General features: G+C 72.1%; 18 protein-coding genes. 8 read left to right on the forward strand and 10 right to left on the reverse strand.

Annotation, left to right across the window (positions count from 1 at the left end; genetic code table 11):
* Positions 1 to 53 precede the first annotated feature (53 nt).
* The gene (locus ACIOC1_RS26320) at positions 54 to 431 is read left to right on the forward strand and encodes a VOC family protein (RefSeq protein ID WP_188284292.1); all 378 of its coding nucleotides are present in this window, start codon (positions 54 to 56) and stop codon (positions 429 to 431) included.
* 298 nt (positions 432 to 729) lie between these two features.
* Positions 730 to 1,719, forward strand: a complete 990-nt coding sequence (locus tag ACIOC1_RS26325; RefSeq protein ID WP_401856543.1) for an Ig-like domain-containing protein — start codon at positions 730 to 732, stop codon at positions 1,717 to 1,719.
* Between the two features lie 114 nt (positions 1,720 to 1,833).
* On the opposite strand, the gene ACIOC1_RS26330 is transcribed toward ACIOC1_RS26325, so the two are convergent.
* Entirely contained in the window at positions 1,834 to 2,571 is a 738-nt protein-coding gene (locus ACIOC1_RS26330; protein ID WP_401856544.1) for an SDR family oxidoreductase, read from the reverse strand.
* 130 nt (positions 2,572 to 2,701) lie between these two features.
* Between ACIOC1_RS26330 and ACIOC1_RS26335 the strand changes: the two genes are divergently transcribed.
* Positions 2,702 to 3,370: a TetR family transcriptional regulator gene (locus ACIOC1_RS26335; protein WP_391163140.1), complete on the forward strand. Its 669-nt coding sequence runs from the start codon at positions 2,702 to 2,704 to the stop codon at positions 3,368 to 3,370.
* Positions 3,371 to 3,688: 318 nt separating this feature from the next.
* Entirely contained in the window at positions 3,689 to 3,832 is a 144-nt protein-coding gene (locus ACIOC1_RS26340) for a hypothetical protein (RefSeq protein WP_391045879.1), read from the forward strand.
* A 105-nt stretch (positions 3,833 to 3,937) separates the two neighbouring features.
* On the opposite strand, the gene ACIOC1_RS26345 is transcribed toward ACIOC1_RS26340, so the two are convergent.
* Complete coding sequence (locus ACIOC1_RS26345; RefSeq protein WP_401856545.1) at positions 3,938 to 4,411, reverse strand: hypothetical protein; 474 nt, start codon at positions 4,409 to 4,411, stop codon at positions 3,938 to 3,940.
* A 24-nt stretch (positions 4,412 to 4,435) separates the two neighbouring features.
* The gene (locus ACIOC1_RS26350; RefSeq protein WP_401856546.1) at positions 4,436 to 7,582 is read right to left on the reverse strand and encodes a glycoside hydrolase family 2 TIM barrel-domain containing protein; all 3,147 of its coding nucleotides are present in this window, start codon (positions 7,580 to 7,582) and stop codon (positions 4,436 to 4,438) included.
* Positions 7,583 to 7,849: 267 nt separating this feature from the next.
* On the opposite strand from ACIOC1_RS26350, the gene ACIOC1_RS26355 reads away from it, so the two are divergent.
* A complete protein-coding gene (locus ACIOC1_RS26355) occupies positions 7,850 to 11,860 on the forward strand; it encodes a family 78 glycoside hydrolase catalytic domain (RefSeq protein WP_401856547.1) in 4,011 nt (1,336 codons plus the stop codon).
* Positions 11,861 to 12,020: 160 nt separating this feature from the next.
* Positions 12,021 to 12,905, forward strand: coding sequence for an LLM class F420-dependent oxidoreductase (locus ACIOC1_RS26360; protein WP_355341608.1), 885 nt, complete (start codon positions 12,021 to 12,023; stop codon positions 12,903 to 12,905).
* 73 nt (positions 12,906 to 12,978) lie between these two features.
* Here the strand turns inward: ACIOC1_RS26360 and ACIOC1_RS26365 are convergent, their stop codons facing one another.
* From ACIOC1_RS26365 to ACIOC1_RS26375, 3 genes are all read right to left on the reverse strand, one after another.
* Positions 12,979 to 14,046 (reverse strand): chitinase, encoded by a 1,068-nt coding sequence (locus ACIOC1_RS26365; RefSeq protein WP_401856548.1) that lies wholly within the window; start codon positions 14,044 to 14,046, stop codon positions 12,979 to 12,981.
* Between the two features lie 135 nt (positions 14,047 to 14,181).
* Positions 14,182 to 15,027, reverse strand: coding sequence for a hypothetical protein (locus ACIOC1_RS26370; RefSeq protein WP_401308410.1), 846 nt, complete (start codon positions 15,025 to 15,027; stop codon positions 14,182 to 14,184).
* A gap of 224 nt (positions 15,028 to 15,251) precedes the next feature.
* Positions 15,252 to 18,569, reverse strand: coding sequence for a GH92 family glycosyl hydrolase (locus tag ACIOC1_RS26375; protein ID WP_355341599.1), 3,318 nt, complete (start codon positions 18,567 to 18,569; stop codon positions 15,252 to 15,254).
* Positions 18,570 to 19,053: 484 nt separating this feature from the next.
* Between ACIOC1_RS26375 and ACIOC1_RS26380 the strand changes: the two genes are divergently transcribed.
* The gene (locus ACIOC1_RS26380; protein WP_401856549.1) at positions 19,054 to 20,226 is read left to right on the forward strand and encodes an ROK family protein; all 1,173 of its coding nucleotides are present in this window, start codon (positions 19,054 to 19,056) and stop codon (positions 20,224 to 20,226) included.
* A gap of 19 nt (positions 20,227 to 20,245) precedes the next feature.
* Here ACIOC1_RS26380 and ACIOC1_RS26385 read toward each other — a convergent pair whose 3' ends face one another.
* Positions 20,246 to 21,139 carry an NADP-dependent oxidoreductase gene (locus ACIOC1_RS26385; protein WP_401308419.1) on the reverse strand — a complete coding sequence of 298 codons (894 nt, stop codon included), beginning with the start codon at positions 21,137 to 21,139 and terminating at the stop codon, positions 20,246 to 20,248.
* Between the two features lie 70 nt (positions 21,140 to 21,209).
* Between ACIOC1_RS26385 and ACIOC1_RS26390 the strand changes: the two genes are divergently transcribed.
* The gene (locus tag ACIOC1_RS26390; protein ID WP_391045894.1) at positions 21,210 to 21,797 is read left to right on the forward strand and encodes a TetR family transcriptional regulator; all 588 of its coding nucleotides are present in this window, start codon (positions 21,210 to 21,212) and stop codon (positions 21,795 to 21,797) included.
* 96 nt (positions 21,798 to 21,893) lie between these two features.
* On the opposite strand, the gene ACIOC1_RS26395 is transcribed toward ACIOC1_RS26390, so the two are convergent.
* The 3 genes from ACIOC1_RS26395 to ACIOC1_RS26405 form a co-directional block, all read right to left on the reverse strand.
* On the reverse strand, positions 21,894 to 22,481 hold the full coding sequence (locus ACIOC1_RS26395) for a short chain dehydrogenase (protein WP_355341587.1): 588 nt from the start codon (positions 22,479 to 22,481) through the stop codon (positions 21,894 to 21,896).
* Positions 22,482 to 22,536: 55 nt separating this feature from the next.
* On the reverse strand, positions 22,537 to 24,006 hold the full coding sequence (locus ACIOC1_RS26400; RefSeq protein ID WP_401856550.1) for an aldehyde dehydrogenase family protein: 1,470 nt from the start codon (positions 24,004 to 24,006) through the stop codon (positions 22,537 to 22,539).
* Positions 24,007 to 24,273: 267 nt separating this feature from the next.
* Positions 24,274 to 25,488: an MFS transporter gene (locus tag ACIOC1_RS26405; RefSeq protein ID WP_401856551.1), complete on the reverse strand. Its 1,215-nt coding sequence runs from the start codon at positions 25,486 to 25,488 to the stop codon at positions 24,274 to 24,276.
* Positions 25,489 to 25,549 lie beyond the last annotated feature (61 nt).

Raw genomic sequence — 25,549 nt, forward strand, 5'->3', positions numbered from 1 at the left:
GTTTCGGCCCCGCCGTCGCGCGCCGGAGCCGCCGTGCCCCCTACGCTCTGTTCATGATTGCCGAATTGCAGTGCGTGGTGCTCGACTGTTCCGATCCGGCGGAACTCGCCAGGTTCTACAAGTCGTTGCTCGGCGGTACGGTCGACCGGCCCGATCCGCGCTGGTCGTTGAGCGACGGCTGGGCGACACTGCACACCGCGGCCGGGCTGGTGCTGGCCTTCCAGCGGGTCACCGAATACCGCAGGCCGCGCTGGCCGGAGCCCGCCTCCCCGCAGCAGTTCCATCTCGACTTCGGCGTGCCCGATCTGGCCGAGGCCGAGGAGAAGGTGCTGGCCAGGGGTGCGATCCTGCTCGACGACGGCGCCGGGACCCGGAGCTGGCGCGTCTACGCGGACCCCGCGGGGCACCCCTTCTGCCTGATCAAGCACTGAGTCCCGGCTGATCGGACACCGCGTCCGCGGGTCCGAGTACGGATTCCGCGTGTCCGGGCGGCGATTCCGCGCGTCCGGGCGCCGGGCACACGCCCGGTGACACCGCATCACCCTGTGTGACAGACGCCACGCGGCGATCCGGCAGGCTTGGCCGTCGCTTTACGTGAGCCCTGCAACCGCCGTGATCGGGTAGGGGTCTGTAGTAGACGTACCGTGGTGATCAGGCGTAGCGGACGCGCCGGGACACGACCGTACGTACCGGACGTAAGTGACGCAGTGATACGAGTGGAGCACGGGCATGGGTCGGTTCAGGGGCAGCTTGGGTATCGCGCTGGTGGCCGGAGCGGTGCTCGCGGGCACGAGCGCGTGCGGCGGGAGCGGGCACGACGCCGCCTCGTCCGCTGCCGACGGGAAGGCGTCGGCGTCGGCGAAGCCGAGCGCCACGCCCTCGCCGACGAAGCCGACCCCGAAGGGGCCGCCGATGCTGCTCGACACGATCACCCCGCAGACCGGGACCACGGTCGGCGTCGCGATGCCGGTCTCGGTGCTCTTCACCAACCCGGTGGCGGCCTCGGCCCGCGCGAACATAGAGAAGCACCTCAAGATCACCACGTCCGTGCCGACCACCGGCGCCTGGCACTGGTTCAGCACCACCCGGGTCGACTTCCGGCCCGAGTCGTACTGGAAGCCGGGCACGAAGGTCACGGTCGACGCGAATCTGACCGATGTGCCCAACGGCAACGGGCGGTACGGGGTGCACGGCTACCACCACGCGTTCACCGTCGGTGACGACAACGAGGCGACCGTGTCGGTGCCGGGTCACACGATGAAGGTCACGCACAACGGACAGGTCGTGAAGACCCTGCCGATCGACGCGGGCAGCCCCACGTGGCCGTCCTGGGACGGGACGATGGCCGTCATCGACAAGGCGGAGAAGGTCCACATGACGTCCTGCAGCGTCCACATAACCTGCGACAAGAGCAATCCGGACTACTACGACCTGACCCTGCCGTGGGACGTGCACCTGACGAATTCGGGCACGTACATCCACTACTCGACCGGGGACCCGCAGCCGGGGCACAGCTTCGGTTCGCACGGCTGCGTCCACCTGTCGCTCACCGACGCCAAGTGGTTCTACAACTACGTCAAGCAGGGCGACCCCGTCACCATCACCGGCTCCCCGCGCGGCAAGGCCCCGGGTAACAACGGCTACGCCGACTTCAACCTGTCCTGGTCGCAGTGGCTCCAGGACAGCGGCACCGGCCAGATGACGACCACGACCGCCTGAGACCCGCCGCCTCCTGCCTCCTGACCGCTGCCCCCGGACCCCTGACCGCTGACCGTCCGAGGTGCGGCGTTGGCGTACCGGCGGCGCGGGACCGGCCGTCCCGGTCCCGCGCCGTCAGCTCTGCGCGGTCGGGCGGACGACGATCTCGCCGACGTCGATGTCGGCGGGCTGCTCGATCGCGAAGGCGATGGCGCGGGCGACGGCGTCCGGCGGCATCGCGATATCTTCCACCATCTCGGTCAGCTTGGCGCGCGCTTCGGGGCGCCGCATGCCGCCCGCGAATTCGGTCATCGTCATACCCGGCGAGACGATCGTCACCCGCAGCTTGCCCCCCGCTTCCTGCCGCAGGCCCTCGGAGACGGCGCGCACGGCCATTTTCGTACCGGAATAGACCGACTGGCTGGGCACAATTCGGTGGGCCGCCGTGGACGCGGTGTTCACGAAATGGCCGAAGCCCTGCGCGCGGAATACCGGAAGCGCGGCGGCGATGCCGTACAGCACGCCTTTGAGATTGACGTCGACCATCTCCTCCCAGTCCTCGACGCGCAGTTCGTCGAGCGGGGAGATCGGCATCACCCCCGCGTTGCTGACCAGCACGTCGAGCCGCCCGTAGCGCTCGGCCGCCAGACCCACGAGCCCGGCGACGTCGGCGCGGCTGCGCACGTCGGTGCGCAGGTGGGCGACCTCGCCGCCCGCTTTCGCGATCCGTGCGGCGACCGCGGCGAGCCGGTCCGTCCCACGGGCGCCGAGCACCACTTTCGCGCCGCGTTCGGCGAGCAGCAGCGCGGTCGCCTCGCCGATTCCGCTGCTGGCTCCTGTGATCGCGACGACCTTGTCCTTGATTTCGGTCATGACTTTTCCGTCCCTGCGGGATTGAGGGGTTCGAGTGTGCGGGGGGAGTTCCGCGCACGAGGAATGTAAGAGGTCTATCACTACGGTATGGTAAGAGGGCTATCACGTCCAACGCGCGAGGAGGCGGCCCGTGTCGGGGAACGCGCAGGGCGGCCCCCAGCGGGGCCGCTACCACCACGGCGAGCTGCGCCCCGCGCTGATCGAGGCGAGCTTCGATCTGCTGGCGGAGGCGGGGCCCGCGGCCTTCTCGGTCGCGCGGGTCGCCCGCAGGCTCGGGGTGAGCACGGCAGCGCCCTACCGGCACTTCGCCGACCGCGACCACCTCCTGGCCGCGGTCGCGACCCGCGCCGCCGAGGAACTGGCCGAGCGGTTCCGGCAGGCGGCCGACGGCGCGGGCCAGGACCCGGCCGAGCGCTTCGCTGCGACCGCGGGGGCGTACGTCCGCTACGTCGGCGCGCGCGGCGCCGGTTTCGACGTGATCTTCGCCAGGCCCCTGGTGGCGCTCCAGGACCGCGACCTCGCCGACGCTGGCCGCCTACTGGTGGACCTGCTCTTCGAACTGGCCCAGGACGCCCTCGGTCAGGGTCCCGCCGCCGCGCTGACGCTCCTGGAGCAGCACGTGACGGCCGCCCACGGCTACGCGACACTGCACCCCGGCGGCCTCTTCAGCCGCGTGAGCCCGCGGGAGGGGGTCGACGGCACCGCGGACCTCGCGGTGGCCACGAGCCGCGCCCTGGTGCGCGGCGCGCCCGAAGCCGCCGCCCCCGGCCCGCCCTCCCCCGGCCGCCCGCACGACTGACCGCGCGGGACCGGGCCGCGACCGGGCCGCGACGGGACCGCCGCAGCGCCGCGACAGGCCCGAGCCGGGCCGCACCGGGGCCGGCGCCGGGCCCGCTTCGACCCCGCTCCGGACCCCGCCGACCCGCCAGGGCCAACGCCACGTTCGGTCCTGCGGCCCGCAGGGCGTACCGTCATAGGCGGCGCGTACCGTCGTCCCAGGACGACCTGCCGTTTTCCCACGCACCAGGGCGGAGCCGTCACCAATGACGGCGACGACCGCCGCGGGCGGACCGAGGCAGCGGCGACCGCCGTCATCACCACTCACTGGGGGATCTTCATGGACTCTTCGCCTTCGCTCTTCTCCAATCCGGAGCAGACCGCCCCGCGCCCGGCCACCGTGCCCAACCCGGCGCCGGTCAACGACCCGTTCCTCGCGCCGCCGGAGGCCCCGCACGAGGAAGAGGACGAGGACGCCTCGTAACGACCGGCACCCCCGTCCCGACCCGTGACCCGGTCACCCCGTCGTTCGGTCACCCGGTCGCCCGGATCTTCGGTCACCCCGTCGTTCGGTCACTCCGTCACCCCGTCATTCGGTCCGCAGCGCCACCGCCGTCCGCTTCCTGGCCGCCCAGCTCGCCGGGAGCAGCGCCCCGCCCGCGGCGATGGCCAGGCCCGCCACCGCGAGCAGGGCGATCTGCGGGGCGTGGTAGACCGCGAGGTCGGCGTGCGGGATACCCGTACCGGCCGCTTCGCCCATGATCGGCGGCACATGGCCGTGCAGGGCGATACCGAGCGGCACACCCGCGAGTCCCGCGACCGCGCCGACCGAGCCCGCCGAGGTGAGCACCATCGCGACGGTCTGCCGCGGCGCCATGCCGAGCGCTTCGAACACGGCGAGGCCGAGCGCGGTGTCGAGGTAGGAGCGGGTGCCCGGCTGGGCGGCCAGAATCCGGGCGACCGCGGCGGGATCGGCCTTCCCGGTCTGCCCGTTGTTCCCGGTCTGCGCCGGGCCCGGCGCCCCGACCGCGCCCGGAGGCGGGGGCGCCTGGGTACGGACCACGACCGAACGGTGACGGCGGCGCGGTCAGCTCCCGCTGACGGTGAAGTCGGTGATGCGCTGGGCGCCGTCGGGTGTGCCGGGGGCGGCGCTGGTCAGGTCGAGGCGCAGCCGCGGGGTGCGGACGGCGGGGAAGGTGATGACGGTCGGCGCGCCGCTCGCCGTCGCCCAGGTGATCGCCGGGTTCTTGACGGGCACGTAGCGGTCGCCGTCCCAGTAGGAGAGCGTGACGGCGCCGGGCAGCGAGTGGGTGGCGTCGACGGTGAAGGTGACCGAGAGGGTGTCGATCCGCTGCGGCGCGGCCCAGGCGACCGAGACCCAGTCGGCGGGGCGGGCGCCGCGGAAGGCGGGCAGCAGGGCGGTGGCGCTCTTGTTGAAGGCGTTGGACCAGCCGGTCGCGGGGTTGCCGTCGAGCATCGCCGCGGGCAGCGCGTTGCCCGCGCCGGAGTAACTGGCGTCCGCCAGCGGGTAGCTGACGGGCCCTGGGCCCGGGTCGGGTGAGAAGCGGACCGGGGGCGTGGTGGCGACGGGTCCCGACGCGCGGCCGGTCCGTACCGAGGTGGTCGCGGGGTGCAGGCCCGGCGCGGTCGCGGTCAGGGTGAGGCGGCCCGCCTCGGTGCCCGAGCGGACGATGGCGAGTGCCTTGCCGTGGAAGGCGGTTCTGGTGGTGGCCTGGTAGCGCTCGGCGCTCTCCTGCTGTCCGTTGTCGAGTCCGGCCAGGGAGCCGCCGGTGGTCTTGAAGGTGATCAGATGGCCGGCGCCGGGGACGACGGTGCCGTGCGCGTCGATCACCTCGGCGGTGACGAAGGCCAGGCGATCGCCGTCGGCGGTCAGGGAGTCGCGGTCCGGCGTCAGGCGCAGGCCGCGCGGCTCGCCCGCGGTGCGCAGCACGTCGGTTGCGACCGTCCTGCCGTTCTTCCGGGCGACGGCCTTCAACTCACCGGGTGCGAAAGGGACTTTCCAGGTCAGGTGGAGCTTGCCCGCGCTGCCGTTGGGGCTGGTGTAGCTGCCGGGGTACGGACCGCCGGTGACCGTCTTGTCGTCGCCGGTCGCCTCGGTGGTCTCCAGATACGTCCGCCCGTCGACGGTCTTCTTGGTGTCGAAGCGCCGCACCCCGAGCGAGCGGCCGTTGAGATACAGCTCGACGGTGTCCACGTTGGCGTACGCCCAGACCTCGACGGTCTCGCCCGGCGCGTGGCCGGTCCAGTCCATGGGCACCAGGTGGACCATCGGCTCGCTCGTCCACTGGCTGCGGAAGAGGTGGTACATGTCCTTCGGGAAGCCCGCGGTGTCGACGGCGCCGAAGAAGGACGCCTTCACCGGGAAGACGCCGTAGGGCGTGGGTTCGCCGATGTAATCGGTGCCCGACCAGAGGAATTCACCGGCGAAGAAGGCGCGGTCGCGGTCCTTCTTCAGGCCGTACTCGCCGCTCATCGTCCAGGACGCGAGGTTGTTGTCGTAACTGGAGGTGGCGCGCTTGCCCGGGGTGTGGTTCTCGCCGGTGTTGAGGTGTTCCGGCTCCTGGTAGGCGCCGCGGGTCGAGGTCTCGGACGACGACTCGGACTCGAAGAGGAACAGGTGCGGGTAGCGGGCGTGCAGGGCGTCCACGGAGGCCGCGGTGTTGTAGTTGAGGCCGAGGCCGTCGAGTTTGGCGAGCATGAGGTCGGCGGCGGAGCCGACCGCGGGCAGGCCGCGGTATTTGTCGGAGCCAATGACGACCGGACGGCTGGTGTCGCGCGCGCGGACCGCGGTGATCAGCCCGTCGGCCATGCCGAGGCCCGCGGTGCTGGTGGAGTCGGGGATCTCGTTGCCGATCGACCACAGGATGACGGCGGGCGAGTTGCGGGCCGCGTCGACCATCTCGGTGATGTCGGCGGCGCTGTGGGCGTCGAAGAACCGGCCGTAGTCGTAGGTGTTCTTGCCGCTGCGCCAGCAGTCGAACGCCTCGACCATCATGACGATGCCCAGTTCCTCGCAGACCTGGACGATCTCCGGCGACGGCGGATTGTGCGAGGTCCTGAAGGCGTTGACGCCCATCGACCGCATGATCGTCATCTGGCGGCGCACCGCGTCGATGTGGACGGCGGCGCCGAGCGCGCCCTGGTCGTGGTGCAGGTCGACGCCCTTGAGCTTGGCGTACCGCCCGTTGACGAACAGCCCGCGGTCGGGGTCGATCGTGACGTGGCGGATGCCGAAGCCGGTGGTGTACGTGTCCACCGTCCGTCCGTTGACGCGGACTTCGGTCAGCAGGGAGTACCGGTGTTCCGGGGTGTCGAACGACCAGAGGTCGGGGCGGTCCACGCGCAGTTCGGCGGTGACGTCCCGCGCTCCGCCCGCGCCGGGCAGCGTCAGCGGTGAACTGGCCTTCGCCACCTGGCGGCCACGCCGGTCGAGGACGGTGTTGACGACGGTGGCGGAGGCCGCCGCGCCCGACTCGTTGACGACCGAGACCTGCGCGCGGACGGTGGCGTAGCCCTTGCCGTGCGAGGCGGCGAGGGTGTCGGCGAGTCCCGGCGTCGTCACATGGGTGCCCCAGCGCGCGACATGCACGGGGTCGGTGACGACCAGGCGGGCGTTGCGGTAGATGCCGCTGCCGGAGTACCAGCGGCTGCTGGGGAGTTGGTTGCGGACCTCGACGGCGATGACGTTGGGGGTGCGGCCGTCGGTGTGCAGCAGGTCGGTGAGGTCGAGGGCGAACCCCGTGTAGCCGTAGGGGTGGTTGCCGACGAGTGTGCCGTTGCAGTAGACGTTGCTGTCCATGTAGACGCCGTCGAACTCGACCGAGACACGGCGTCCCGCGACCGAGGGCGGCAGGGTGAACGCCTTGCGGTACCAGCCGAGTCCGCCGGGCAGATAGCCGGTGCCGCCCGAGGTGCCGTTGGCGGTGGTCGGGGTCTGCTCGATGCTCCAGTCGTGCGGGACGCGGACGGTGCGCCAGCGGTAGTCGTCGTAGCCGGGCTGTGCGGCGTCGGCGTAGGCGCCGGTCGGGTCGGTGATGCCGCCCGGGTTGACGAGGGCGAAACGCCACCCGTCGGCGAGGTCGACCGTCCGCGGAATGGTGGTTCCTGTTGATCCGGAACGGGCGCTCGCGACTGCGGTGAGACCGGGGAGCGAGGGTACGGCGACGGCCCCCGCCACCCCCGCGATCAGGAACGACCTGCGATCGACCGGCATGGTGGATCCCTCCTCATTGAGGTACGCGCATTCCGGCGCCCTCGACCGAGCGTCGGCAACTCACGGGCGAACAACCGGCATTGAACAGAATCAACCAATCGCACACGGATTCTTGCAGGGCCGCACCGCCGGGGGTCAAGGGTCGCGTCACCGCCGGTTCGGCCAGCCCAGAAATCGCTGTCGCACACCTTGTCGTGGCACCGCCACACGCCGTATGAATCTATCCATGCATCTTGAAACGTTTCGATCGCATACCAGGAGAACACCGTGAAGCGGCCGGTCCGGACGACCGCCGCTCGCGTCGCCCCCCGGCGCCGCTCGGCGCTCCTCGCGGTGACCGCGGCCGTCGCGGCCCTGCTTCCCGCCGTCGGCTCGGTGACGCCCGCCCAGGCGTCGTCCGGGCACCTCGGCGCACTCGCGCCGACGTCCTTGCAGGTGGACGGGGAGTCCTCGGACGCGGTCGTCGGCGGTCAGCGCCCCACGTTGTCGTGGGTGGTGAACGACTCGCGGCGGGCAGAGGCGCAGACGGCGTATCAGGTCGTGGTCGAGGCGGCGGCCGTCGGGAAGGGCGGCCACGCGCATCAGGTGTGGGATTCGGGCCGCGTTCGTTCGGCCGATTCGGTGAATCGTTCTTATGGTGGTCCCGCGCTGGCGAGCAACACCACCTACACCTGGTCGGTGCGCACCTGGGACCGGGCGGGCGACCGCTCCCCCTGGTCGGCCCCCGCGCACTTCGACACCGCGCTGTTCTCCGCGTCCGACTGGTCCGCGTCCTGGCTGCGGGTCGCCGACGGCGCGCTGGTGCGCGGCGGCGTCGACCTCCCCAAGTCCGTCGCCCGCGCCCGGCTGTACTTCGGCGCGCAGGGCATCGTGGAACCGCACGTCAACGGCGCCGTGGCCGAACCCGACCAGGTGCTCAACTCGACGGTGACCGACTACACCAAGCGCGTGCTCTACCGCGACTTCGACGTCACCCGGCAACTGGTGCGCGGACACAACGCGTTGGCCTTCATGGCGGGCAAGGGACAGTTCTCCGGGCAGCCGACCTTCGTCGCGCAGCTCAACGTCACCTACACCGACGGCACCTCGGCGGCCTTCGGCTCCGGACCGGCCTGGCGCACCACCGCGGGGCCGGTGACCGGCGACGACTTCTACCTCGGCGAGACGTACGACGCCCGTCGGGCCGTGACCGGCTGGGACACCGCGGGCTTCGACGACAGCGCGTGGAAGCCCGTCGTGGCGGTCGCCGCCGCGACGCACCCGCAGAGCCTCGCGCAGGGCAGGCCGGTGACCTCGCGGGACACGACCTCCTGCTGCGGCTGGTCGCCCGCCGCCCTCACCGACGGCGTCGACGGCTCGACGGACGCCTCCCAGGGCTACCACTCGGCCGTCGCGACGACCGCGGACGACGCCAAGTGGGTGCAGGTCGACCTCGGTTCCGCGCAGCCGCTCTCGGGCGTCAGACTCTTCCCCGCCCGGCCGACCAACGACCCGGCGGGCGACCTGCCCGGCGCCGGATTCCCGGTCCGCTACCGCGTCGAGGCCGGTGACGACCCGACCTTCGCCACCGCGACGACCCTCGTGGACCGTACCGGCGCCGACCAGCCCAACCCCGGTACGGCGTCGGTTTCGATACCGGCCGAGGTGACGGCCCGTTATGTGCGCGTCACGGCCACCAAGCTGTACTGCAACGGCTCCGGGTGCAATCTCCGGCTCGCCGAACTCGGCGTGTACGGCGCCCGCCCGGCCACCGTCTTCAGCGCGCTGACCCGGCTCCAGGCCGACACGACGCCTCCGACACGTATCGTCGAAACCCTCAAGCCGGTGGCCGTCACGCACCCGGTGGCCGGGTCGCAGGTGTACGACTTCGGGCAGAACATCGTCGGCTGGGTGACGATCAGGGCAAGCGCCCCGTCCGGCACCACCGTTGACATCAAGAAGGGCGAGATCCTCGCCTCGGACGGCCAGGTCACCACGTCCAACATCAGCTTCGGCGACGGCGATCCGGTCCGGCAGACCGAGCATTACACCTTCGCGGGCAAGGGCGCCGAGACCTACGCCCCGCACTTCAACTACTCCGGCTTCCGGTACGCCCAGCTCACCGGCGTGCCCGCGGGCACCGCCGTCACCGTCACCGCGCAAGAAGTGCACTCCGACGTCGCCACGATCGGACAGTTCGACACGTCGAACAAGGTGCTGAACAGCATTCAGACCGCCCTCGTGCAGACCCAGTTGAACAACCTCCAGTCGATTCCGCTGGACTGCCCGACGCGTGAGAAGCACGGCTGGCTCGGCGACGCGGGCGACACCGACGTCGAGGCGATGAGCAACTTCGACATGCGGGCGTTCTACGACCAGTGGGCGCAGACCGTCGTCACCAGCGCCCACCCCGACGGCAGCCTGCCCTCGGTCGCGCCCACCCAGGGCGCCACCGACTGGTTCACCGACCCCGCGTGGGGCTCGGCCTACCCGCAGATCATCTGGGACTCCTACACGCAGTACGGCGACGCGGGCCTGGTGCGCGCCAATTACGCGCAGGTGAAGAGCTGGGTCGACTACCTCGGCACGATCAGCGACAGCGACCACGTCGTCACCGCCGCGCCCGGCTCCTGGGGCGACGACTGGGTGGCGACGGTCAGCACCCCGCACGTCTTCTTCCAGACCGGCTACTACTACCTGGACGCCACACTGCTGGCGAAGATGGCCGCGGTCGTCGGCGACACCGCGGACGCCAGGCGCTACACCGACCTGGCGCGGCAGATCGGGGCAGGCTTCACCAAGCGGTTCCTCGACGCCGACACCGGTGTGTGGAGCACCGGCACCCAACTGGCCTACGCCATGCCCCTGGTGCTCGGTCTGGTCCCGGCCGCTCAGCAGAAGGCGACCGTCGACCGGCTCGTCCAGGACATCGCCAAGCACGGCAATCACGTGACGACCGGCTTCGTCGGCACGTCCTTCGTCTACCAGGCGCTCGGCATGTCCGGCCGCAACGACGTGGCGCTGGCCGTCGCGGAGCGCACCGACTTCCCGAGCTTCGGCTACATGGTGGCCAACGGCCCCGGCACGATCTGGGAGAAGTGGCCGAACTCCTCGGCGGCGGACGGCACCTCGTCCAAGGACCACATCGGTCTCGCCGGTTCGATCGGCCAGTGGTACTACCAGCAGCTCGGCGGCATCCAGCCGGACACGGGACCGGCGGGCGCCGCGTACCGCGCCTTCACCCTCGCGCCCAGCGTGGTCGGCGACCTCACCCGGGTCTCCGCGCGGCAGCGGACCGCGCGCGGCACGGTCGTCAGCGCCTGGCAGCGCGACGGGTCCACGCTGACCTACCACGCGGTGGTGCCGGTCGGCTCGACCGCGACCATCAAGGTGCCGCTGCTCGGCGGCGCCCGGTCGACGGTGACCGAGAGTGGCCGGACGATCTTCGCGGACGGCCGCCGCGGCCGGAGCGACCCCGGCCTGAGCGTGGGCACGGCGGACGGCACGACGCTCACCGTGACCGCCGGGTCCGGTGACTACACCTTCACCGTCCGCCCGCCGCGGACCCCGTACACCCAGGTGTCGGTCTCCGCGGGCGCGCCCGCGCCCGCACTGGTCAAGGGGAACGGCGGTACGACGATCGGCGCGGTGGTCGAGGGCCACTCGACCGCGCCCGGCGCCGCGGCCACGGTCGGCGCCGACGTCCCCGCGGGCTGGACCGTGACGTCCACGCCCGCCCGCGTCCCGCTGACCCCGGCGTCCACCGCGACCTTGGCGAACGTCAAGGTCACACCGCCGAGCGGGACGAGGAGCGGTACGTATCCGGTCACCGTGACCGTACGGTCGTCCGACGGTACGACGGCCAAGGCCGCCCTCGAGGTGCTGGTCCTCGGCAGTTGGCCGCAGGGCACCACGGCCGCCGCCTCCAGCGAACACGCGCCGAACGTCGTGGACGGCGCGACCCGTACGTACACCGCGGGCAATGCCGTCGACGGTGATCTGAGCACCTTCTGGAACGACGACACCGACTCCCGGTATCCCGACACCCTGACCGTCACCGCGCCCGCCCCGACCACGCTGAACGGCGTGGGCTTCGCCTCGCACAGCGACGGCGTCCCGACCGCCTTCACCGTCCAGACCTGGGACGGCGCGGCGTGGGTGACACAGGCCGACCTCACCGGCAACACCGACCAGTACCGCTGGATCCCCTTCGCGGGCTCCGTCACCACCACGCGGGTCCGCGTCGTGGTGACAGCGGCGCAGAACAGCTTCACCCGGATCGTGGAGCTGACCCCCTAGGGCCGCCGTCCCAGGGCGCCTCACACGGGCGGCCCGGCTGTTCGTACCCGTTCGGCTCACCGGGTGCGGAACAGACGGGCCGCCCGTTCCGCTTGCATGGGTGACGGACCGCGCCCGGCCGACCGGGCGGGCGCGCGGCGCGCATCGAGGAAGGGCTCACATGGGACAGCACGACCGGCTGGGCAGGATCGGGATCTGGAGCGGCGCCTGGACGGCGGCGGTGAACGGCGCCGGAGTGACGTACACCGGCGCGTACGACGAGGCCGCCGCCGAGGTCGAGGCGCTGGGGTACGGCGCCGTCTGGCTCGGCGGGAGTCCCGGCGTCGCCGTCGCGGAGCCGCTGCTGAAGGCCACCACCCGGCTGACCGTGGCGACCGGCATCCTCAACATCTGGAACGACGAGGCGGCGGACGTCGCCTCGCAGTGGGCGGCGGTGGAGCGTACGCATCCGGGCCGGTTCCTGCTCGGGCTCGGCGTCAGCCACGGCCCGCTGGTCAAGCGCTACGCGCGGCCGTACTCCGCCATGGTCGACTACCTGGCGGCGCTGGACGCGGCGCCGGAGCCGGTGCCCGCCGGGCGGCGGGTGCTGGCGGCGCTCGGCCCGAAGATGCTGGAGCTGTCCCGTGACCGTGCGGGCGGCGCGCACCCGTATCTGGTCACCCCCGAGCACACCGCGAAGGCGCGCGCGGTCCTCGGTGCGGAGCCGCTGCTCGCGCCCGAGGTCAAGGTCGTGCTGGACACGGATCTGGAGTCGGGGCGTGCCAAGGCCAGGGACCATCTGAAGCTGTACCTGGCGCTGCCCAACTACACGAGCAATCTGCTGCGTTCGGGCTTCACCGAGGAGGACCTGGCGGGCGGTGGCAGCGACCGGCTGGTGGACGCGGTCTTCGCCGTGGGCGACGAGAGCGTCATCGCGGCGCGGGCGGCGGAATTCCTCGCCGCGGGCGCCGACCACCTCGCGGTCCAGGTGGTCACCGGCGATCCGGCGCGGCCGTTGCCGCTGGCGGAGTGGCGCAGGCTCGCTCCGGTGCTGATCGAGGGCTGAGTCTCCGCTTCTTCGCGCGGAGTTGACCGGGACGCCCGCCCGCCGCGGACGGGCGCCCCGGATTCCCGCGGGATCAACGGCCTTGCAGCGCCTTGACGTTGTTGCCGAAGGTCCAGTTCTTCGAGCCGTCCCAGTTGAGCGACCAGGTCATCAGGCCCTTGAGTGCGCCGCTGTAGCTGTTCCACGCCTGGGAGACCAGACCGGTCGTCATGTAACCGCCGCCCGCGCCGGGTTGGGCGGGAAGGCCGGGGACCTGCTTGTCGTACGGGACGCGGATGGTGGTGCCCTGGACGACGAGCCCCTTGTTGAGGCAGGTGGTCTGCGCGGTGAAGCCGGCCACCGTACCGGCCTGGTAGGAGTCGCCGGAGCAGCCGTACATGCTGCCGTTGTAGTACTGCATGTTGAGCCACCAGAGCTTGCCGTTGTCGGCGTACTTCTTCACGATCGGCAGGTAGGCGCCCCAGATCGAGCCGTAGGTGATGCTGCCGCCGGTGACGTACGCCGTCTCGGGGGCCATCGTCAGGCCGAAGCCCGCGGGCATCCGGGACAGGACGCCGTCGATGATCCGCTCCAGGTTGGCCTGCGAGGCGGAGAGGGTGTTGATGTTGCCGCTGCCGACCAGGCCGGTCTCGATGTCGATGTCGATGCCGTCGAAGTTGTACTTCTGGAGGATCGGCACGACGGTGGCGACGAAGCGGTCGGCGACCGCGCTCGAGCTGAGGTCGATGCCGGCCGCGGCACCACCGATGGACATCAGGATCGTGGCGCCCGCCGCCTTGGCCTGGCACATCTCGGCCGGGGTGGCGACCTTGACGCCGGTGTCCATGCCGTCCTGCCACAGCACGGTGCCGTCGGACTGGATGACGGGGAAGGCCGCGTTGATCACGTTGTAGCCGTGGGCGGCGATCCGGCTGTCGGTGATGGGGATCCAACCGAGGCCGGGGTGCACGCCGTTGGCGGCGCCGTCCCAGTTCTCCCAGTACCCCTGGAGCACCTTGCCCGAGGGCCGTGCCTTGGTCGCGCAGGTGTCGGCCGCGGCCGACGCCGGTTGTGCCGCGTGGGTCGCCGCGGCGACCGGAATCTGCGCCAGGAAGGCCATGGCGAGGCCGACTCCCAGCAGACGCACCCTCCGACCGATCATGTCGTACTCCTCGTGGTGTCGTCGCGCACTCACAGGCCGTAGTGGACCGGATCGTAAAGTGGTCTGAACCACTCGTCAATAGGTCTGGACCAAGCCCGTGGTGCGGCGACGACAGTGACGGGGGATACGGAAGGGTCAGCCGGTGGTCGGACGGTAGGCGTAGGCGGTGGTGGAGACCGCGCACACGCTCGGCGAGATGATCTCGACCCGCAGCACCTTCGCGTTCGCGTCGTAGTCGACGCCCTCGGTCTCGAAGCCGCCCGAGCAGACGCTGACGCGCGGCACCTGGAAGAGGGTGGCGACCCGGCCGGTGACGGGCGTGCCGTCGAGCGCGTGCGGCAGGTCGACCTGGAAGACGTCCTTGGCGTCGTTGTCGGAGACGCAGACCAGCCGGGTCGCGGAGACGAAGTCGCAGCCCTGGACGTCCGTGACGGCCTTGTCGAGGCTGATCTGTCCGGCCTGTGCGAGGGTGCCGCCGGTGGCCGGGGTGGCCGGGTTGGTCAGCGGGGCGGGGAAGACCTGGAGCCGGTTGACCGTGCCCCACTCCCCCTCGACCAGCCACCGCGCGTCCGGCGAGACGGTCGCGAAGGAGTTGTTGAGCAACTCGCCCTGGTCCAGCGGGTGCACGTAGTCGTAGCTGTGCCCGTCGGGCGTGGTGACCTCGAACATCTTCGAGGTGGCGCTGTCGCCGCCCTGGTAGGCGTCGAAGACGTAGCCGTTGACGATGTCCGGGTCTCCGACGTGGTTCCAGCCCGCGATGCGCAGCCGCAGCGGGATCGAGCCGAGGCCGCGGGTGAGGACCGAGCCGTCGGCGCGGGTGGCGATGCCCTCGCCCGCGGTGAGCGTGCTGTACACCGTGTTGCCTGCGGCCACCCACCCGCCGGGCGAGTCGGCGTGCGCGGTGGAGGTGCCCACGGCGGTCAGGGCCGCGGTGGCGAGCAGCAGGGCGGCGGCGCGGCTACGGAGTGCGCGTGCGGTCAACGGAACCCCCGGTGTGGACGGTGGGGGGCCGCCCGCGGCACGGGGCAGCCCTGTGACAGCAGTGACCCTAGGGCCTGACGGGCCGACGCCACCACAGCGCGTGGGCCAACTCGGTCTGAACGGGCGGCGATCGGTTCGTTCGCGCCGGACATGGGTGCGGGGCGGGCGGGGCCGGTCGTGCCGGTCCTCGCCCGCCCCGCGCTCTCCGCGGTGGGCTGCCGGGGTCAGGCGGTCGCCACGGAGAAGATGTGCATGTCACCGCCGTTCGTGCTGGACGGCAGCGTCACACTGGCCAGTTGCTTGCCCGCCTGGAGCGCGATCGGCGCGGTGGAGAAGATCTCGGTGCCCACCGGGTCCTTTCCGCCGCCCTGGACGTCGCGGTACGCGGTGTGCACCGCCACGACGTTGCCGTACGAGGGCTGCTGGGAGCCGCCGCCGAGCGTCCAGTCGCTGAAGCCGATGTCGGCCTTCTGAGTCGTGCCGTCGGTGTACGTCAGCGTCACCGTGCCGGTGGTCTGGCCCTCGCTGGCGCTGCCGAGCAGGCTCAACTTGGTAGCACCGGCTGCGGACTTGGAGACGTCGAGCACTTGGTCGCCACCGCCCACCACGATGTTGTCGGGCGCGCCGGGCGCCACCTGGGGCCAGGTGAAGTCGAAGCCCCCGGAGGACACCGTGCCGCCGGGCGCGGCACCGGCCGCGGCGAGCGCCGCCGCCGAGTAACTCCAGCCCTCGCCGTCGAAGTTGGCGGACGGATTCGTGTCGTCGGCGGAGATGCCGTTGTTGTTGACGTACCAGGTGAGGGTGCCGCGTACGCCGACCGTCACCGACAGCGAGGCCGCCGGGGCGGTGCCGCCGTGCGCGGAGCCGAGCGTGATCGGGACCGTGTAGACCCCGGCCTTGGTGTCGGCGGCCACCGACACGGAGAACTTCGCGCTGGTGGCGCCGCCCTTCGGGACGGTCACCGTGCCGGACGCGGGCTTGAGCGTGATGCCCGCGGGCGGCTTCGCGGTCCAGCGGACGTCGACCTTCTTGTCCTGGATCGTGGACAGCTTGACGGCGGCGTCCGCGGAGCCGCCGGGCTCGATCTTCACCTGGCCGGGGTCGGTCGAGGCGAAGAACGGGGCCTCACCGTCGCGGAAGGACGGCGGCGCGTTCTTGGCCGCGCTCCCCCACGTGGTGTTCGCGGTGCCGCCCAGGGTGTAGTCCAGGGTGCCGCCGCGGGTGACGAACGAGGCGGGGACCCACGGCTGGTCGGACTTCTTGCCGTTGACGCGCAGGCCCTGGATGTAGATGTTCTCGGCCGACGCCCGCGGGGCGTTGACCGTGATCGTCTTCCCGAGCCCGGTGTGGATCACCGCGCGCGGGAAGACCGGGCTGGAGAGCACCAGGTCGGCGCGGCTGGGCACCTGCGGGTACATGCCGAGCGCGGAGAAGACGTACCAGGACGACATCGTGCCCGCGTCGTCGTTGCCGGGGATGCCGCCGGGCGCGTTGGTCCACAGGCCGTCGGTCTCGGCGCGCACGGTCTCCTGGGTCTTGTACGGGGCGCCCAGGTAGTCGTACACGTACGGCGCGTTGATGTCGGGCTCGTTGGTGGCGTCGTAGCGCGTGTCGTCCTTCGCGGAGAAGTCGAAGGTGCCGTCCGGGTTGCGGAAGAAGGCGTCGAGGCGGGAGATCGCGGTGGCGTTGCCGCCCATGGCCTTGGCCAGTCCGGCGATGTCGGAGTAGACCATCCACGTGTAGCGGGCGCTGCTGCCCTCAACGAAGCCGCTGCCGGTGGCGGGGTTGAAGGTGGCTCCCACCCACGACCCGTCGGACTTGCGGTCGCGCATGTAGCCGCCCTGCGCGGTCGCGTTCGGATCGAAGACGTTGGTCCAGTTGCCGCTGCGGTCGAGGAACTTCCGCTGGTTCTTTCGGTCCCCGACCTGTCCCGCCAGCTCCGCGAGACCGAAGTCCGCGGCGGCGTCCTCCAGGGTCTCGGCGGCGCCTCCCCAGCAGTGGCAGTTGTCGGACGGCACGTAACCGAGCGTCAGGTACTTGTCCAACGCCGGTCGCTGGCCGACGCATTCGACGTTGCAGCCGGAGCTGTCGGAGTCGTTGGCGGTCGGCACGGTGGCCGCCTTCACCAGCGAGGCGAGGGCGCCCCTGACGTCGAAGTCCCGGCCGCCGAAGGCGTAGATGCCCGCGAGCGCCGCGTCGGACGGGTCGCCGGACATGATGCTGGTCTTGCCGTTCTCCAGCAGCCAGCGGTCCCATTCGCCGTCGCGCTGCTGGGCATAGTTGAACAGCGACTGCGCGTAGTCACTGCCGACTCTCGGCTGAAGCAGCGTCAGCAACTGCACCTGCGCCCGGTACTGGTCCCAGCCGGAGAAGGTGCCGTACTGCTCGTGCTGTCCCCTGGCCAGCGAGTGGGTCTTGCGGTCGCCGCCCAGATACTGGCCGTTGACGTCGCTGGTGAGGGTCGGCTCCAGCATCGAGTGGTAGAGCGCGGTGTAGAAGGTGGTGTTCTGGTCGGCGGAGCCGCCGGACACCTGGATCTTGCGCAGCGCGGTGTTCCACGCGGCGGTGGCCTTCGACCTGATCGAGTCGAAGCCGGCGCGCTGCGGGTTCTCCGCCGTCAGGTTGGCCTCGGCGTTGCGCGCGCTCACGTACGAGATCGCGACCTTGGCCTGCACCTGCTTGGTGCCGGACGCGAAGGTCACATACGCGCCCGAGCCCTTGCCCGCGGTCGCGTTGCCGCTGGAGTTGTAGCCGGTGCCGCCGCTGGCCGATGTGGAGCCGGGCGTCAGGGTGCCGTCGGTCCAGGTGCCGACCTTGGCGAATGGCTGGTCGAAGTGGGCCGTGAAGTAGAGGGTGTAGACGTCGTGCCGGTTGTTCGCGCTCTGCGGTCCGCAGAAGTTGCCCGCGCTGACCGAGCCGGTCACGGTACGGGCCGCCGCGTTCACGGTGACGTCCGCCGCGGCGCTGCCGCTCTCGGAGTTGGACGTACGGAACAGCACGCTGGCGGGCTTGTCGGCCGGGAAGCCGAACTGGCCGGTGCCGGTGCGCTCGGTGGTGGTCAGCCGCGCGCTGGCCCCGCTGTCCAGGCCGACCTGGTAATAGCCCGCCTGCGCCGTCTCGTTGGCGTGCGAGAAGGTCGAGGCGTACTTCGCGTCCTTGGTGTCGGCGCTCGGCGAGGAGTCGACGTCGCCCACGTACGGCATGATCGGTATGTCGCCGTTGGCGCCGGAACAGCCCACGCCGTTGAGGTGGGTCAGGCTGAAGCCGCGGATCTTCGTCGCGTCGTACCGGTATCCGCCGGGGGCGGGTGTCGAGAACTGGTTGCCCGTCGAATTCTGCGGGCTCCACGCCAGCATGCCGAACGGCAGCACGGCGCCGGGGTAGGTGTTGCCGGCGTTCGAGGAGCCGATCAGGGGGTTGACGTACGAGGCCGGGTCGGCGTCATGCCCCCCGGAGGCGCCCGGACTCGCGGTGGCGGGCCCGGCGCCGAGGCCCAGGCCGATGCCGAGGACCGCCGTCGCCACCGCGGCCACGGCGCGCACGCCGCGACCCTTCCACCGCCTTCTGTCCACGGGTCGCACTGATCTGTCCGACACGGTTCCCGCCCTTCGTGTGTATCGCTTACGACAACGTTGTCAAACGATCAACTGTAGATGCTCCTCCCGGGGTTGGAGGGTGTCAAGAGTTGTCAGGTACCCGCGGGCGGGGTGGGGTGGCGGCTCGGAGCGGGGTGGGGCGGCGGCCCGGCGGGAGGCGGAGTCGCGGCGTCGGGGCGGTGTCGCGTACGGCTCGCGGCGGGCGCGGGGGCGGCGGTGTTCGGGCAAGCGGGTGAACACAGCGGGGGGCCGTGACGTCGATCGGGTAACTTTGCTCTCCGCGCCTGCCGCGTGGGCCGCGGGGCGGGATCGTGAGCCGCCCCCGGAGGCCGGGCGACCTTCGCCGGGGCCTGGTCGGCACTGACCGGCACGGTCCGGCACTGACCGGGCACTGACCGACAGCGTCCGACGCCGTCCGAGAAGGGACTTGATGGACACCACCGCCGCCGTCGACCGCTTCGAACTGCCCGCCAGCGCCCGCGCCGTGCTGCGCGCGCTGGCCGCCGACGGCCCGGCGACCCGGCCGCAGCTCAGCACCGCGCTCGCGCTGTCCCGGCCCACGATGTCGGTGGCCATGGCGGAGCTGTCACGGCTCGGGCTGGTCGAGGGGCAGGGCAGTTCACGCGGTGCCACCGGGCGCAGCGCCGTCCTCTACTCGCTCGCGCCGACCGCCGGGCACGTCCTCGGCGTCGAGATCGGCGCCACCGTGGTCCGGGCGGCGGCGTACACCCTCGACGGGCAGGAGATCTGCACCGCCGAGGTGCGGCTGCCCTCCGACCAACCGACGGTCACACCGGAGGCGGCGGACGCGGCGGCGGGGGTGGTGCGTACGGTGCGCGAGGAGGTCGGGGCGCGGTACGGGCCGCTGCGCGAGGTGGTGGTCGCGGCGCCGACGCTGCCGAATGTGGGGGCTTCCGGTGCGGGACGCGGAGGCGGTGGCCTTCAGCCGGACGGCACGGTACGGATCACCGACGCGCTCGCCGTGCCCGACGGCGTGCCGGTCACCGTCGAGAACAACGTCAACTGCGCCGCCGTCGCCGAGCACCGCTTCGGTGTCGCCCGCCACCAGCAGATGTTCGCCTACATCCAGGTCGGCGTGAAGATCGGCGTCGGCATCGTGCTCGACGGACGCCTGATGCAGGGTGCGAACGGCGCCGCCGGTGAGGCCGCCATGCTGCCCTTCCCCTGGTCGGAGTCCCAACAGCCCCGGCGCGCCGGGCTCGAGCACTTCCTCGGCTCCGACGCCCTGATGGAACGCTGCCGCGCCGCCTGGCCCGCCTCCGGCGGCGGACCCGTGCCACTGGACGCCAAGGCCCTCTTCGCGTCCGCCGCCTCCGGCCACGCCGCCGCCCGCCGCGTCGTCGACGAACACGCCGCCGCCATCGGCCGCCTCGTCGCCGCCGTCGTCGCCCTCCTCGACCCCGGCCTCGTCGTCCTCGGCGGCGGCGTGGGCCAGAACCAGCTGGTCCTCCTGGAAGTCCGCCGCACCGTCCACGAACTGACCTGGCCCACCGACATCACCATCGGCGGCCTCGCCGACCGCGCCACCCTCCTCGGCGCCGTCCACGTCGCCCTGACCCGCGCCCTGGACTCGATGACCTAGGGCCTGTCCGGCTGGTGGGTCAGACGATCAGGACTCTGCGGCCGCGGGTGTGGCCGGCCTGGCTGTCGGCGTGGGCCGCGGCGGCCTCGGCGAGGGGGTAGGAGGTGTCGACGGGGATGCGGAGCGCGCGGCGGGTGATGAGGGCGGCGGCCTCGGCGAGGGCGGCGGGGACGCTGCCCGCGGTGCCGGAGAAGCGGACGCCGTGGTCGGGGGCGGTGAGGTCGGCGATGGAGACGACCTTGCGGGGGTCGCCGGTGAGGGCGACGAGTTCGGGGACGACGCCGGAGCCCGCGAGGTCGAGCGCGGCGTGGACGGGGCCGAGGGCGCGGACCCGGTCGGTCCAGCCGTCGCCGTAGGTCGTGGCGAGGGCGCCGAGTTCGCGGAGGTAGTCCTGGTTGGCGGGCCCCGCGGTGCCGATGACGGTGACGCCGCGGTCGCGGGCGATCTGGAGGACGGCTGATCCGACGCCCCCGGAGGCGCCGCTGACCAGCAGGGTCTGTCCCGGCTCGACGCCGACCTCGCGGAGGATCCGCAGCGCGGTCTCGACCACGGAGGGGTATCCGGCCGCCTCTTCGAAGGTCAGCCCTTCGGGGATCCGGGCCCAGGCCGAGAGGACCGCGAACTCGGCGTAGGTGCTGGTCCCTTCACCGAATACGTGGTCGCCGATCTCGACACCGTCGACGCCCTCGCCGATCTCGTCCACCACCCCGGCGGCGTCCAGCCCGACACCCGCGGGCAGTTGGACCGGATGGGCCTTGAGGATCTGGCCCTCGCGGACCCGCCAGTCGGCGGGGTTCACACCGGCCGCCCGTACGGCGACGCGTATCAGGCCGGGGCCCGCGTGGGGCTCCTCGGCGTCGATGAGGCGCAGGACATCGGGGCCGCCGAACTCGGCGAAGCTCACTTTCTTCATGCGACGGACCGTAACACTAACGGTTAGCGTTTTGAAACCGTTCCTTTTTCGTAGCTGATAGTGTGCGGTCATGACCGTGCCGACCGGACGCCGTGAGCGCAAGAAGGCCGCGACCCGCCGGAAGATCGCCGACACCGCCCTGCGGCTCTTCCTGGAGCGCGGCTACGACGCGGTGGGAATCCGTGACGTGGCCGCCGAGGCCGACGTGGCCGTCACCACGCTCTTCTCACACTTCGCCGCCAAAGAGGCGCTGGTGTTCGAGCAGGACGAGGACTTCGAGGAACGCCTCACGCGGGCGGTCACCGACCGGGCGCCGGACGAGCCGGTCGTGCCCGCGCTGCGCCGCGAGATACACGCCCTGGTACGGCACTGCACGGCGGACGGCGCCGCGCCGGTCTGGCGGATGATCGACGGGTCGCCCGCGCTGCGGAAGTACGAGGAGTCGATGCGGCTGCGGCACGCGGAGTCGGTGGCCGCGGCCCTCGTCGCCGATCCCGGACTGCCGCAGAGCGCGACGGCCTGCCGGACGCTCGCGAGGTTCGTGATCGACGCCTTCTCGCTGGCCCGCGAGTCGGCCGATCCGCAGGCCGCGGTGGACGAGGTCTTCGCGATGATCGAGGCGGCCTGGGAGGCCGCCCGCCCCTCACGGCAGGCGTGAGGAACGCGAAGAACGCGGGGAACGCGACGACCGCCGGGAACGCCAGGGACGGGACGCAGCGACCCGCGGCTCAGGCAGAGAAAGTCCGCCCGCGGCTCACGGGCGGAAGGTGCGGCCCCGCACCGTCCCCTCCGCGATCCCGACGTAGACCTCCGCGACCTCGCGGACGGGGGTGCCCGCGGCGGGATCGGCGGACATGGCCCGGAGGGTCTCACTGATCCAGCCGGGGCTGACGAGGTTGAGGCGCAGTCCGCGCGGGAGTTCGCTCGCGGCGTTGCGGACGAAGCCCTCGAGGCCGCTGTTGATGAGCGCGCCCAGCGAGCCGCCCGCCATGGGCGCGGCGAAGGTGCCGCCGGTCAGGGTGATGGAGCCGCCGTCGCGCACATGGCGGGCCGCGCGCTGGACCAGGGCGACCTGGCCCCAGAGTTTGGCCCGCACCCCGGTCGCGAAGTCCTCGTCCGTGGCCGACGCCAGCTCCAGCAGCGGGCCGTTGGCGGCGCAGCACACGACCGCGTCCAGACCGTCGACCTCACCGAAGAGCGTGTCCATCGTGGACGGGACTTCGAGGTCCACCTTCAGCGGACCCCGGCGCGAGGCCGCGACCACCTCGTGCCGTGCCGCTGTCAGCGCGGCGGCCACCGCGCTCCCGACGGTTCCGGAAGCTCCGATCACCAGTGCCCTCATGCCCCCGATCATCCCCCACCGGCCCCCTCCCCCTCAACGGCCCCACCCGACCCGGTCAGTACGGGTAGTGGACCGGCGTGGACTGCACGGTCAGCCACCGCAGTTGGGTGAATTCGTGGAGGTTGGACTCACCGCCGGAACGGCCGCCGAGGCCGGACGCGGCGAGTCCGCCGAAGGGCGCCTGGGGCTCGTCGAGGCAGGTCGAGTCGTTGACGTGGACCATGGCGGAGCCGAGCCCCGCGGCGAGGCGGCGACCGCGCGCGAGGTCGGAGGTGAGGACGGCGTCGACCAGGCCGTACGGGGTGTCGTTGGCGACGGCGAGAGCCTCGGCGTCGGTGTCGACGGCCAGCACGGGGGCGATGGGGGCGAAGATCTCCTCGGTCCACAGGGCCATGTCGCGGGTGACATCGGTGACGACGGTGGGCCGGTGGAAGAGGCCGTCGCCGTCGCCGCCCTCGACGACGGTGGCACCCGCGGCGACGGCCTCGGCGAGGAGTTCGCGGGCCCGTTCGCGCTGTTCGGCGCTGATCATCGGGCCGAGGCCGACGCCGTCCCTGGTCGGGTCGCCGACGGTGATCCGGGCGGCACGCGCGGCGAGATCGGCGACGTAGGCGTCGAAGACGGGCCGCTGGACGATGTGCCGGCCCGCGGTGATGCAGGTCTGGCCCTGGTAGTGGAAGGCGGACCAGGCGCCGATCTGTCCGGCCTGGTCGAGGTCGGCGTCGTCCAGGACGATCAGGGCGTTGTTGCCGCCGAGTTCGAGGGAGACCTTCTTCAGGCGCTCGCCCGCCTCCCGCGCGATGGTGCGGCCGACGGCGCTGGATCCGGTGAAGTGGACCATGGCGATGTCGGGGTGCGCGGTCAGCGCCTCGCCGGTGTCCTGCCCGCCGGGCACGACCTGGAGTACGCCCGCGGGCAGTCCGGCCTCGGCGAAGACATCGGCGATCAGCAGTCCGCCGCTGAGCGGGGTGTGCGGTGACGGCTTGAGGACGACGGCGTTGCCGACGGCGAGGGCGGGCGCGAGGACGCGCATGGCCAGCACCAGCGGGAAGTTCCACGGGGTGATCACACCGACGACGCCCAACGGGACGCGCTGCGCGACGCTTTCCCGGCCGGGCGCGCGCGTGGGCAGCGTCTCGGCCCGTATGTGACCGGCGAGCGCGGCGGCCAGGTGGAGTTCTTCGACCGCTCCGGCGATCTCGTACTCGGCCTTGCCGCGGATCGAGCCGGTCTCGCGGACGAGGAGGTCGGCGAACTCCCCCGCGCGGGCGCGCAGTCGGGCGGCGGCCTCGCGCAGCACGTCGGCGCGGACGCCGAAGTCCGCGGCGGCCCAGGCCCGTCCGGCGACGGCGGCCTCCCGCGCGGCGCGGTCCAGGTCGGCGGGCGAGGCCCAGCCCGCCCGGCCGAGCGGTTCCTGGCGCGCCTTGTCGAGGACCGTCGACGTACGCCCGTTCTCGGCCGGGACGAAGGCCCCGCCGACGAAGAGAGCGGCGTCCCGGGCGCGCGGCGTGGATGGGGTCGGCATAACGGGCCTCCGTGTCGAAGCACTGGTCGAAGTACGGGTGTTGCGGTGCGGGTCCCGGTGGCGCCGCGGGTCGGGTACGGGCGCGCGGCGGTACGGCGGCCCGCGCGGCGGTGTCCTCGCGGTCCGCGCGCGCCCGGGCAGCACGACAGCGCCGGTCCGGCCGTCTGAGTTTGTTAACCTTCCGAACTCTCACCGTAGCAGCGAAGACCGGCTTTGAGGAGGGCCGTCCGGCAGGAGGGCCGTCCGGCAGGAGGCGTTCCGTCCGCGTCAACCGCTGAGCCGTGCCCCCTGGTCCTTCTCCGTGGCGACCGCGGCGGAGGACAGGAGCGTCGCGGCGGCGAGGCTGCCCCACAGAGCGGTCGAGCCGTACGGGGCGAGGGCGGTGATGGCCGCGGGAGAAACGGCGAGGCCGAAGCCGGTGGAGAGTTGGAAGCGGGCGAGGGTGCGCCCCAGGACGTGGGCCGGCGCGAGGGCGGTGACGAGCGCGGTGGCGCTTCCGGCGTAGATGATCTCGCCGAGCGTGCAGACCACGGACACGGTGGCCACGGCCGGGGCGCCCCAGCCGTGCCGCAGTTCGGTGGCCGCGAGGAAGCCGAGGTAGGACGCGGTGAGGACGACCCCGGCGAGGGAGAGCACGGACCGCCGGGAGAAGCGGGACATCAGAACGGTGACCGGGACCTGGAGGGTGACCACCAGCACGGTGTTGGCCACGAAGACGGCCGCCGACCACACCGGGGACGCGTGCAGTTGGGTCACCAGGACCAACGGGAGCGCGATCTCGGGGACATTGAGGCAGAAGACGTAGACCACATTGGCGGCCAGCAGCGCGCGCATCCGGGGCGCGGGACCGCTGTCGCCGCCCTCGACGGGGGCGGCGGCCGGGTCCGCGCGCAGCCGGACCGACCACGCCAGGGCCGCCGCGGTGAGATACGCGAGCCCGGTGACGCCCGCCAGGACCTGCAACGCGGCGGCGCCGCCCGCCAGGCACGCGGTGGCGAGCAGCGCGCCCGCGCCCATACCGGCGTTGCGCAGGGCGCGGCCCGCCGCGAGCGCGGTGTCGCGGTCCCTGCCGTGGGCGACGGTGGCCACCACGGCGGCGTGGGCGGCGGGCCACGCCTGGTTGCCGATGCCGAGGAAGAGCGCCGCCGCCGCGAACATCCAGCCGTTGCCCGCCGGAGTGGCCAGCAGCAGCGCCACGCCCAGCACGCGCACCAGCATCGACGCCGCCACGGCCGTACTGCGCGCGCCCCGGTCCAGCCACAGCCCCACGGCGGGCACGCACACCAGCCCCACGACGACACCGGCCGTCATGGCGATGCCGGTGGCGGGCGCGGACAGGCTCAGCACCGTCACCCCGTAGAGCAGCAGGAACGGCCGGAGCAGGCCGGTGCCGAGCGCGTCCACGGTCATGGCGACGGCGTAGCGGGGGCCTCCGAAGGCGCGGACGAGGGCGCGGGGCCGGATCTGGGTGGTGGTTGCCATGGCGACAACGGTGCGTTCGGCCGCCGCGCCCGCCGCGTCGGTTGACGCAGACCGTCAACCG

Source organism: Streptomyces sp. NPDC088197, assembly GCF_044741185.1.
Classification (GTDB): domain Bacteria; phylum Actinomycetota; class Actinomycetes; order Streptomycetales; family Streptomycetaceae; genus Actinacidiphila.